Genomic DNA, 10713 nt, shown 5'->3' on the forward strand with positions numbered 1-10713 from the left:
AAAGGAACAGATGTTCACCGCAGAAAACTGGCCCATTGCGGGCAATATGCTGGCCTTCGGCTCCGAGACACCCGAGGGAATCCCGGTGTGGGAGGCACCCGTAGAGTACTGGGCTGACTGTCTCAGGCAGATGCGAGAACTCGGCTTCGACCATATTGACCCCACTGACGCCTGGCTGCCGCTGCAGCGACTCACCGATGACCGACTGCGCGAGTTCAAAGAAGTGCTCCACGGTGAGGGACTAGGTATCTCCTCGATCTCCATGACACGCAACTCAGTCGTTGACGCTCACAACGCGGATCGCAATCTCGCAGATGCGCACCGGCTGATGGACATTGCGGTGGAGTTCGGCGCCACGATCGTCAACACCGGCTTCATGCAGGCGCTCACGCCTGCCCAAAGCAAGGCCACATGGTTCTGGTTGGAAAAGGGACACCACGATGACCCCTCGCTGCGCCCGCTGGCGATTGAACGCATCCGTGAGCTGGGAGACCACGCTCAGGCCAATGGCATCCAGCTCAGCTTGGAAATGTATGAAGACACCTTCATCGGTACGGCAGACGCAGCGGTGGATTTCATTACAGATGTAGACCATGCCGCTGTTGGACTCAATCCTGATCTGGGCAACTTTGTCCGACTTCACCGGCCGCTGAGCACTCTGGGTGGAGACAACCCGGACGAGCTGTATGAGAAGGTCCTGCCGCACAGCAATTTTTGGCATATCAAGAACTACACCCGCGATGAGGATCCGGCCACCGGCAGCTATTCATCCGTACCGGTGCCTCTGAAGTACGGGGTCGTGAACTACCGCAGGGTTATCCGCCGCGCCCTGGAGCTGGGCTACACCGGCCCGTTCTGCTGCGAGCACTACGGATCCGACTCCATCGGTGTGTGTGCCGAGAACAAGGATTACATCCGGCAGGTGCTTCATTCCGCAGAGAAGAGCCCTCTGCTGGGCGCAGTCTTCCCCCGGAGCTGAAGCCGTTCAGATCCTCCCCACGTCCGAAGTCCACGTTACGAAAGAGGCTGTCATGACCGCATCCAGAACTATCACTACCGTCACCGTTGTCGGGGCGGGCTATATGGGCGGCGGCATCGCCCAGTCCCTGGCCCTGGCAGGCTTCTCCGTGGAGATCGTCGACGTCGACGTGGAGGCATCCATCAAGGGCTTGCAGCGCCTACTTGAGGAGGCTCAGCAGTTCGAGGACCAGGGTCTCTACGCTACGGGTTCCACCGCTACGATCAAGGCCAATATGACAGCCGGCAGGACACTGGAAGAAGCAGTGGCGGAGGTCGACTTCATCGAAGAGGCTGTCATCGAGGACCCCCAGGTCAAGCGCGAGGTCCTCGGACGCATCTCAGAGCACGCCCGGGAAGACGCCATCATCGGGACGAACACCTCCACCATCCCAGTCAGCGTCCTAGCGCCGGCGGTAAGGTTCCCCGAGAGGTTTCTCACCGTCCACTTCTCCAACCCCGCGCCGTTCATCCCCGGGGTGGAGCTGGTCTCCGGAAAGGCAACGACTCCCGACGTGGTCACCGCTGTCAAGGAACTCCTGGCACGTGCTGACCGAGAGGGTGCGGAGGTGGCCGATACACCCGGTATGGTGCTCAACCGGCTGCAGTACGCCCTGCTCAAGGAAGCCGCCAACGTGGTCGAGGAAGGAATAGCTACGCCCGAGGATGTGGACACCATTGTGCGCACCACCTTCGGTTTCCGCCTCGGGTTCTTCGGGCCCTTCGCTATCGCCGACCAGGCCGGTTTGGACGTCTACGCCAAAGGGTTCCACACGCTCAGAGAGGCATACGGTGAGCGGCTGGCTGCGCCCCAGGTGCTGCTCGACAATGTGGAAGCCGACCGGCACGGAGTGAAGAACTCCAAAGGATGGACGGGTGACTTCGACGACGATACGAAGGCGGCGCTGATTGCCTACCGCAACAAGGCTTACGCCAAGATGGGCGAGCTGATCCGCGAACTCGGGCCCGCACCTCAGGGTCGGAAGTAACCCCAGAGGCCATGACAGTCACATCGCTTCACGCTCCCGTCCCTGTGCTTTCCGTCGACGTCGCCCGGTCCTTTGAACCGTCCACTGGGCCCCTAATGGCCATCGCCGCCGCCGCGATCGCCGTTCTGCTGATCCTCATCATCAGGTTCAAGATCCACGCGTTCTTCGCGCTCGTCATCATCTCGATACTGACTGCTCTGGCAGCTGGCATCGCTGCCGAGGAAGTCGTCGGCGTCGTCGTCACCGGTTTTGGAAACACAGTGGGCAACGTGGCTCTGCTGGTCGGCTTCGGCGCGGTGCTAGGCCGCCTGGTGGAAGTCTCAGGCGGAGCACAGGTGCTGGCGGACAAGATGCTGGACACGTTCGGCGAGCATCGAGCCCCACTAGCCCTGGGCGTCGCCTCGATGCTGTACGCGTTTCCCATCTTTCTCGATGCCGGCTTCATTGTCATGTTGCCGATCATCTACACGGTCGCACGGCGTCTGCAGGGCGGATTCATGCTGTACGTGCTTCCATCCATCGGCGCGTTCCTGATGATGCACGCGCGCCCTGGGCAGCCCCACGACCGCGGGTCGTGAAAGCGCCGGTTACACCGGATGGTTCTGGAGAGGGCCGCGCTCGTGGACTGGGTGCCGCGTAGTATCGTCCACCGGTCTCGAAGGTGAAGCGGACATCATGGGCACGGAGGCCGAGTGGATTGCCTTTAGCTCTGGTCATGACGACCTCGATGGTGGCGGCACGGTGTTGGTGTTCTCGGGAACGTCCCAGTCGGACGATTGTGATGTCCCGCCCATCAAGTGGTTTTCGCGCACCGGAATCTTCACGGTGGCCAGCCCTTCCCCGGCTTTCGACCAAGAGATTCATTTGCCGGCGAACGGTACCCTGAAATTGAATCACCGGTTCGTCTTCATCGACAAGGTCCTTGAGGGCGAGGAACTGAAAGCAATTGCGGAGGAGCACAAGCTCTGATGACAACCCACCCTGAACGGCCCGCCGTTGATCGGGCGCTGCCGAAGTTTCCAGGCGGCACTTCGCTGAGTCACCTGTGTGTGTACGACTGGGACACCCCAGATGGCCTTCACGGGGGCTCACCCCATCTGCATACGCTCTCCACCGAGGCCTATGTGATCACTGCCGGTCAGGGAGAGGTGCACACTGTCAGCGCCGAAGGGCCTGCGCATGACCCGCTGGGTCCGGGGTCGCTGCTGTGGTTCACCCCCGGGACAGTGCACCGGCTGGTCAACCACGGCGGACTGGAAATGTCTGTCCTGATGTCCAACGCGGGGCTGCCCGAGGCGGGGGACGCGGTGCTCACCTTCCCCGATGAGATACTCGCCGATCCGGAGAAATACGCAGCCGCCGTGGCCCTGCCTCAGGGCGATGACGACGACGCCAAGGCCGCAGCTGCCCGGGCACGCAGGGATCTTGCGATCGAGGGATACGAGCAGTTGCTCGACGCCATCGAACGCGAGGGTCTCGACCAGGCGATGGGGCGGCTGTATGGGCATGCGGTGCGACTGGTGTCGCCCAAGACGGACCGCTGGGCAGAGATTTTCGAAGCCAATGTGGCTGAAGAAACCCGGCGAGTTCAACACCAGCTGGACGCACTCGCACGTGGCGACGGCGCGCATCTCGCTGAAGCGACCGTGCTCCGGGGGCGCCCCCACGCTGGCGGGGAGACGACGCCTCGCCTGTACGGAATGTGCGGCCGGCTCGCCACGTGGAGGGGCTAAACAAAGCGCCCTTTCGAGGAAATTTCATCCCTTTGGGGGAGTGCCTGACTGTGGAGCCCATGGTCAAATAGCTGGTGTGCGGAGAAACCACCGAGCGCATCTTCAGTCCGCGGCCTACGTGGTGCCTGGAGTGGTGGGCGTGTTCGCCGGTTGGGCTGGACCTACTGGAATGCCGTGGTGGGACGTACTTGGCGTGGAGCCGAACCATAGGTGGCACCTTGTGACATTGGCAGCCATGGGCGGTGTCATGGTGATGAAAATCCGACGGCCCACAGTTGCATTGGTCCTTGGTTGCGCCTGCGTCGCGGTTGATCTCAGCTTTGGGCTCAGCCTTGGCGTGTTGATCTGTCTCACCGATCTGATCTACAACCACGGGATTCGTGCACCTGCCCGCCGGGTGAAAGCCACCGAACGTGTCTTGGGAGTGTTGGTGGTTTCACTCGTTGCGGCAGCATTGGTATTCAACACGCTGGGCGCTGCGCTCAATATGCTCTTGCTGGCCACAGCCATCCTCATGGTCCCACTGTGGTGGGCTGCTGAGGTTCGCCGCGGATATCCGGCATTCGTGGAGGACCAGGTACGGCACCGGCTTGAAGGGGAACGGCATAGTGTGCTCATTACTGAGCAGAAACGCCGACGTGCCTCTGCCGTGGAGGCCGAGCGCCGACGCATGGCCCGCGAGCTCCATGACATCGTCTCCTCCCAGGTCGCATCCATCGCTCTGACATCAGGAGCTGTCCTGAACTCACCACCTGAGGCTGAACGGGATCGGCATGCTCTGGGGGTGATCCGCGCATCCAGCGTCAAGGCGATGGACGAACTTCGCCACATGGTTCACATGCTGCGCAGCCAGAGCGGCGAGGACGACGACGCAACGAGCCTGCTCACCGAGACTACCTGGGATCGGGTTCTCGCCGAGGCCCGATGGCAGGGACTCTCCGTGGAAGTGGATGGGCAGCCGCCCGAGGACCTTGAGGCAGGTGTTCGGACTGTGCTGGTGCGCGTCCTGCACGAATCCCTCATCAACGCGCTGCGCCACGGGCAGGGCACCGTCGACGTAAAGGTTCACGCTGCTCGACGCCAGCTGATGCTCACCGTCGAATCCGATCTTCGGGATGCGACTGAACCTGTCAGCGACCAGGGCACAGGTACCGGTATTATCGCGATGCGGGAACGTGTGCACAGCATCGGTGGCACGTTCTCAGCAGGTAAGTCCCGGGAACGGTGGACGGTCCAGGCAGAACTGCCGTTGGCCCGGCACGCTGTGGTGAAAGCAAGCCGATCATGAGCGCACCCGAACCTCAAGGGCCTATCACCGTTCTGCTGGCAGATGACCATCCCAGCGTCCGCGCTGGCTTACGACTGCTGCTGGACACCGCAGACGGTATAGAAGTGATCGGTGAAGCTGCCGACGGTTCAGCCGCCGTCCAACAGGCCCGTGCGCTGGCGCCACATGTGGTGCTGATGGACGCACGCATGCCGGGCACTGACGGGATCGCCGCCACGGCGCAGATTACTGCGGAGACCGACACCGATGTGTTGATGTTGACGACCTTTGACCTAGACGATGTGGTCTTCGGAGCGCTCCAAGCCGGCGCGGCAGGGTTCCTGCTGAAGTCAGTGGAGCCCGCTGGTCTGATCACAGCTATCCGACAAGTAGCTGCTGGCGATGGCGTCGTCGCCCCAGAGGTCACCCGAAGGGTCCTTGCCGCTTTTGTAGGCAGAGCAACGGCTGAGTTGGCTGAGGTGACGCCGCAGCCCGAACACCCAGGTGTGGAACGTCTTACTCCTCGGGAACTCGAAACCTTGGCCGCATTGGGCCGCGGATTAGCCAACGCGCACATCGCCCGGGAGCTTGTCATCACCGAAGCCACAGTGAAATCACATGTCTCCAGTGTGCTAGCCAAAATGCACATGACATCCAGGATGCAGGCTGCTGTCTTCGCCCGTGAAGTGGGCCTGAGCCGCTAAGAAATCAGAAGGAACGTGAGTCACAGATGTTCTCCCGCAGTCGATCCAAACGCGCGGTGAAAAAGGTCAAGCCTGGCGATGGGCATACCCTGAAGCCCTTCAAGGTGTGGCAGCTGCTGTCCAGGTCGCTGTTCTTCCTTCCGCTACGCAATCAGGACGGGACCAAGCAGTTCTACGCGGTCTCCGTGGACTACTTTGACTGGGACGGCAGAGCTGATCTCTACCTCAACGGACGGCACGAGGCCACCTCAGAATTACCTGCGGCGTTCCCAGTGCCTGGTGGGCTGGTTGAGGTCGCCACCTCAACCGTCGGTCTCAAACGCATGCACTATGTGACCGAGACCGGCCTTCAGCAACAGCTGCTACCGGACCAGGCCTCCGCAGAAGGGCTCCGTGCCCGCCTTGACGCTAACCACCCCACGCTCAGCCGTGGGATCGGTGCAGTGAGCCTAGTGATCATGCTCATCGCCCTCCTCTTGGGCGCACCTCAGGTGTTGGAACTGGTCACATCGATCGATGTCGTCGCTGACGTGGCGGGGACTTTCACCTCCCCTGTGGAACTGCCGGCTGAAGCCAATACCGTTTTGAGCATCGCAGCGGTGGCCGCTGGCATTGAACGCGCCTTGCGACTGCGCCACCATTGGCTGCTCGATGGCGATTTTCCCGTTGTGAACGACTGACTCAGCTCAGCACACTGTGGGTTAACTGCGTTCTGTGAAAAGGTGGCGGCGCTGGGCATAGCGTTCGCGGACGAATCGGGTCGGCTCCGCAGTGAATGTGGTCACCTCCGAGGCAGTCCACTCAGGGGCGGTCGGCAAAGCCGAGAGCACCCAGGCTGCTTGGCGGGCGGCGCCGTCGGCCACGTACTCACCAGGTTCGGGCACGAGAATGTCGCGGCCAAAGATTGCCGGAGCAATCTGCTGCACAGCAGGGTTCTTAGCCGCTCCACCGATCAGCTGAATTGAGTTCACCGGCACGCCCATATCAGTCATGGCCTCCAATCCATCGGCCAGCAGACACAGCAACCCCTCCACTGAAGCCCGGGCGATGTCCTGTGGATTCATTGAAGCCAAGGACATTCCAATGAAAGACCCAGTAGCGTGCGGAAGATTAGGGGTCCGTTCGCCCTCCAAATAGGGCACCATCGTCATTCCGTTGGCACCCGGCTGCGCCGCAAGGGCCAATTCGGCGAGTTGGTCGTGATCAACGCCGAGCATCCGACAGGCTCCGTCAAGCACACGGGACCCGTTGAGTGTCACCGCAAGTGGGAGGAATTCACCTGTAGCAGAGGCGAATCCTGCGATCATCCCGCTGGGGTCCTGCACCGGCTTCGGCGACGTTGCTGCGACCACGCCCGAGGTGCCGATCGAGACGGAAACGTCACCGGTGCCCATTCCGATACCCAGGGCGCCCATCGCATTGTCACCGCCGCCGGGCCCCAGCACAATGTGACCCCACCCTCGCGCTGAGTCGCCAGTACCGACCTCCTCGTTGGCGGCGGCCACCTTGGGCAGAATGATGCTTCTCGCCTGCTCCTCTGAGATCCTCAGAGCCGAGCCCAGCAGGTCGTACCGGTACTGACCCGCGGCAGGATCGTAATACCCAGTGCCGGAGACCTCAGAGCGGTCCGTGGCCAAATCTTCCAGACGTTCCGACCCTGAGATCTTCCAAGTGAGCCAATCATGGGGCAGTGCCACTGCGGCCACCCTCTGCGCGTTCTGCGGCTCTGCATCAGCCATCCAACGCAGTTTGGTCACCGTCAAAGAAGGTACCGGCACCGAGCCAATCATCCGAGCCCACGCGGCCTTGCCTTGGTCCCCTCCGCCGTACTCATTGACCAGCTGCTGCACGGCCTCAGCGGATCGGGTGTCGTTCCACAGCAAAGCGTCACGGATCACCTCTCCTGAGGAATCCAGTGCCACCATCCCGTGCTGCTGACCGCCGACAGCCGCCGCAGCGACGTCGTCTATTCCACCGGCGGCATCGATCGCTTCCAGAAGCGCGTCCCACCACGCCTGAGGATCCACCTCAGTCCCGTCCGGATGCTGAGCAGAGCCGGAACGGACCAGCCTGCCGGTCTCAGCATCACGGATCACCACCTTGCAGGACTGAGTTGAAGAATCGATGCCGGCGACTAGGGCCACGGGAGCTCCTCTGATGCGTGATGAACGTGATCCAGAACAAGTCTACGGACCACGCGGGTGGGCACAAACGGTGAGAGAGCTCAGCCGATCAGGTGCTTCAGCGCCAGCTGATTCAGCTGCACGAAGCCAAAGTTCCGCTCAGCGGCTTTCTCCACATCGAACTCCTCATAGGTGGATGTGTCAGCCAGGAGATCGCTGATGGACTCGCCCTCAGCCAAGGTGGACTCACCCAGCTCAAAGATTCCGGCGGCGTCGAACGCGGCCTGGACCTCAGGATCAGCACGGTATGCCTTGGCTTTATCTGCCAGCATGGTGACCATCTCGGTGTTGGCTCTCGCTGAATCCCAGATGCCCTGCACAAAGTCAGTACGGGAGGGCTTGTAGTCAAAGTGCAGCCAGCCGTCGTACTTGGGCCCACCGTTGGGGAACCCGTTGACCAAAAGATCGATGGTGAAGAACGCGGACGTCAGATCACCGTGGCCGAAGACCAGGTCCTGGTCATATTTGATGGAACGCTGACCGTTGAGGTCAATATGGAACAGTTTCCCGGCCCACAGAGCCTGGGCGATCCCGTGTGTGAAGTTCAGCCCTGCCATCTGCTCATGACCGGTCTCCGGGTTCAGTCCCACGATGTCACCATGCTCCAGCTGGGCGATGAAGCCCAGTGCGTGCCCGATAGTCGGCAGGAAAATATCGCCGCGCGGTTCATTGGGTTTCGGCTCCAAGCCGATGCGCAGGTCGTATCCCTTTTCCTTGATGTAGGACGCCACGGTGTCGATGCCCTCGGCATAGCGTTCGTGGGCGGCGTTGAGGTCCTTGGCATTGTCATATTCGGAGCCCTCTCGGCCTCCCCACATCACAAAGGTTTCCGCGCCGAACTCAGCAGCGCGATCCACATTGCGCAGCAGCTTCCGCAGACCGAACCGGCGGACCGAACGATCATTCGAGGTCAGCCCGCCGTCTTTGAAGACTGGGTGAGAGAAGGTGTTGGTGGTGACCATCTCCACCTTGAGCCCCACCTGATCTGCGACCTCTTTGAATTTGGAGAAGTACTTCTGCCTTTCGGCGTCATCGGTGCCAAAAGGGGCAACATCATCGTCGTGGAATGTGACACCGGAGGCGCCAGCTTCCTTCAGCTTGGGCAGGTACTCCCACGGTTCAAACTCCGGGCGGGATGCCGAGCCGAACTGGTCCTGAGCCGTCCAGCCGACGGTCCACAGACCGAAGGACAGCTTGTAGTCAGCAGGCGTAGAAGCCATGGGATTCCTCCATAAAGATTGTTAGGATGCTCCACCAGTACACCGACAGACGACGGTGTGATGTGGCGCTCATTTTGTTTCTAGATAAAACCTAATTGCTGGTGGGGCTAAGATCAAGTCTGTGATGTGGAACGGTTCTGGCTCATTAGCGCGTCTAGGCAGACGCACGCTCACCCGTGGCCTGGTGCCCCGCGGCATGGGAAACACCAATTCAAACACCTCAGAGGACGCGGCCGCTAAGCACGACTTCCTGCGCCCTCAGAGGCGTGACCGTCCTCCGCACGACGAGGCACTGCGGCCCGGAGCCCGGCAGGAAAGTCTGCGCGAGGCCAATCTGCTGCTGATCACTGAAGAGATTTTTGCGTCCACTGAGCCACTGTCACGAGCCGATTTGTCCATACGCACCGGCATGACACGGTCCACCGTCTCCCGCCTCGTCGATGATCTGCTGGCTGCAGGTATCGTCCGCGAAGGATCACCAATAATCGGCCCATCCCGCGGCAGGCCGGCTGTCCCACTGACACCGGCCCGCAAGACCTTGGCTGGGCTGGGCGTCGAAGTCAACGTGGACTTCATGGCCGCCCGGGTTCTGGACCTCACCGGCAGCGTGCTTGCCGAAGCGATCGTGGAAGGCGACTACCGGTCCTCGGAACCGAAGAAAGTTCTCAACGAAGCCGGAGAACTAGCGGTGCGAGTCGCCGAACAGGCCGTCGCCACCGGAGCATGGGTGGTAGGCACCGTGCTTGCCCTGCCCGGTCTGGTCGCCGCTGATCAGCGCTCGCTGCTTTTGGCGCCTAACCTCGGATGGACCGATGTCGACGTCGTCGAGCTGCTCTGCGCCCCCGTCACCGACGGACTGTTCGGTTACTCCGTGACGGTCGCCAACGAGGCCAAACTAGCCGCCCTGGCAGTTGCCCACGAACTCACCGAAGCCGATGGAGAAGAACAAACCTTCCTCTACGTCTCCGCTCAGATGGGCATCGGGTCCGCGGTGGTCATCGACGGCGTCGTCGAAGTCGGCCCACATGGTTGGGCCGGAGAATTAGGCCACCTCTCAGTGGAGCCCTCAGGCCCCGCCTGCAGCTGCGGGTCCAATGGGTGCCTTGAGGTCTACGCAGGCAAGCACGCGCTGCTTGCCGCCGCAGGACTTGAGCCATCCGCAACAGCGGAGGACCTCATTCAGCTCGTAGAACCCACTGACGCCTACCCCTACGACTCCGGGCAGAAAGCAAACGAGGCCATCAACCGAGCCGGTTGGTCACTGGGGGTCGCGCTCGCCGGTGCCATGAACGTCCTTGATGTCCACGACGTGGTGCTCGGCGGAGAGTTCGGTCCACTGACGGATCTGCTCAGGCCACGCATCGAAGAGCAGTTGGAGCGGCGAGTCCTGGCATCACACTGGGCCGACTTCCGCGTGCGGGAATCGGGCACCGGACTCGCTCCAGCCACAAGTGGTGGAGCGATGCGAGCCCTACGAGCAGTCGTCGAAGCGCCCCAGGACTGGGTACCCGTCAGCTGAAGCCTACACTTTAGCCTTGATCCACCGATGAGGAGGGGCTGATGAGGGTGGGTTGATAGAGGAAATGCCCCTCTGACCTGG

At 61.6% G+C, this 10713-nt stretch carries 10 protein-coding genes and 1 pseudogene; 9 read left to right on the forward strand and 2 right to left on the reverse strand.

Going from position 1 to position 10713, the window contains the following annotated elements; all coding sequences use genetic code 11:
* Positions 1-10: 10 nt before the first annotated feature.
* The 8 genes and pseudogenes from FEF26_RS10065 to FEF26_RS10100 all read left to right on the forward strand — a co-directional run bounded on the left by FEF26_RS10065 (position 11) and on the right by FEF26_RS10100 (position 6390).
* On the forward strand, positions 11-979 hold the full coding sequence (locus FEF26_RS10065; RefSeq protein WP_138253408.1) for a sugar phosphate isomerase/epimerase family protein: 969 nt from the start codon (positions 11-13) through the stop codon (positions 977-979).
* Positions 980-1031: 52 nt separating this feature from the next.
* Positions 1032-2006: a 3-hydroxyacyl-CoA dehydrogenase family protein gene (locus FEF26_RS10070; protein WP_138253409.1), complete on the forward strand. Its 975-nt coding sequence runs from the start codon at positions 1032-1034 to the stop codon at positions 2004-2006.
* Positions 2007-2101: 95 nt separating this feature from the next.
* A pseudogene (locus FEF26_RS10075) lies at positions 2102-2551 on the forward strand (GntT/GntP/DsdX family permease); the annotation flags it as partial.
* 4 nt (positions 2552-2555) lie between these two features.
* Positions 2556-2975, forward strand: a complete 420-nt coding sequence (locus FEF26_RS10080; RefSeq protein WP_138253410.1) for a DUF6807 family protein — start codon at positions 2556-2558, stop codon at positions 2973-2975.
* A complete protein-coding gene (locus tag FEF26_RS10085; protein WP_138253411.1) occupies positions 2975-3739 on the forward strand; it encodes a cupin domain-containing protein in 765 nt (254 codons plus the stop codon). The genes FEF26_RS10080 and FEF26_RS10085 overlap by 1 nt, the downstream gene beginning before the upstream one ends.
* A gap of 76 nt (positions 3740-3815) precedes the next feature.
* Positions 3816-5027: a sensor histidine kinase gene (locus tag FEF26_RS10090; RefSeq protein ID WP_138253412.1), complete on the forward strand. Its 1212-nt coding sequence runs from the start codon at positions 3816-3818 to the stop codon at positions 5025-5027.
* The gene (locus tag FEF26_RS10095; protein WP_138253413.1) at positions 5024-5710 is read left to right on the forward strand and encodes a response regulator; all 687 of its coding nucleotides are present in this window, start codon (positions 5024-5026) and stop codon (positions 5708-5710) included. The genes FEF26_RS10090 and FEF26_RS10095 overlap by 4 nt, the downstream gene beginning before the upstream one ends.
* A 26-nt stretch (positions 5711-5736) precedes the next feature.
* On the forward strand, positions 5737-6390 hold the full coding sequence (locus FEF26_RS10100) for a hypothetical protein (protein WP_138253414.1): 654 nt from the start codon (positions 5737-5739) through the stop codon (positions 6388-6390).
* A gap of 21 nt (positions 6391-6411) precedes the next feature.
* Here FEF26_RS10100 and xylB read toward each other — a convergent pair whose 3' ends face one another.
* Both xylB and xylA read right to left on the reverse strand, forming a co-directional pair.
* Positions 6412-7854: a xylulokinase gene (gene xylB / locus FEF26_RS10105; protein WP_138253415.1), complete on the reverse strand. Its 1443-nt coding sequence runs from the start codon at positions 7852-7854 to the stop codon at positions 6412-6414.
* An 80-nt stretch (positions 7855-7934) separates the two neighbouring features.
* Positions 7935-9113 carry a xylose isomerase gene (xylA, locus tag FEF26_RS10110; RefSeq protein WP_138253416.1) on the reverse strand — a complete coding sequence of 393 codons (1179 nt, stop codon included), beginning with the start codon at positions 9111-9113 and terminating at the stop codon, positions 7935-7937.
* 196 nt (positions 9114-9309) lie between these two features.
* Here xylA and FEF26_RS10115 point away from each other — a divergent pair, with 196 nt between their 5' ends.
* Complete coding sequence (locus FEF26_RS10115; RefSeq protein ID WP_166432995.1) at positions 9310-10632, forward strand: ROK family transcriptional regulator; 1323 nt, start codon at positions 9310-9312, stop codon at positions 10630-10632.
* The last annotated feature ends 81 nt before the right edge of the window (positions 10633-10713 follow it).

It is taken from the genome of Nesterenkonia salmonea, from assembly GCF_005771525.1.
In the GTDB taxonomy this organism is placed as follows: domain Bacteria; phylum Actinomycetota; class Actinomycetes; order Actinomycetales; family Micrococcaceae; genus Nesterenkonia; species Nesterenkonia salmonea.